This window comes from Achromobacter sp. SIMBA_011, from assembly GCF_046535435.1.
GTDB classification, from domain to species: Bacteria; Pseudomonadota; Gammaproteobacteria; order Burkholderiales; family Burkholderiaceae_B; genus Achromobacter; species Achromobacter dolens.
In genome coordinates this window covers 1-243 of the sequence record NZ_JAWRWN010001091.1, presented here as the reverse complement: position 1 = coordinate 243, position 243 = coordinate 1, and the positions used below count along the sequence as shown (strand labels likewise).

Annotated in this window: 1 protein-coding gene; it reads left to right on the top strand. The window is 56.4% G+C overall.

Annotated elements, in window-relative coordinates:
• Positions 1 to 86: 86 nt before the first annotated feature.
• Positions 87 to 243, top strand: a 157-nt coding sequence (locus tag SB816_RS34400) for a VIT1/CCC1 transporter family protein (RefSeq protein ID WP_410548546.1), incomplete at its 3' end; no start/stop codon positions are given.

The following is a 243-nucleotide window of genomic DNA, read 5'->3' as shown; positions in this document are numbered from 1 at the left end:
CACGCGACAGTATGTCAAAATTAGAATCCTTCTAAAATAACGCGAGCATTCGCGGTTCTCCCTCGTCACAAGGAAGGCTGGTAGCAATGACCCACAGTGAACGACATTCGAGAGATCGCATTGGCTGGTTGCGCGCCGCCGTCTTGGGCGCAAACGACGGGATCATCTCCACCGCCAGCCTTATGGTCGGGATCGCCTCCGCTTCGCCGACAGCAAATGAGGTTATCGTCGCCGGATTCGCCG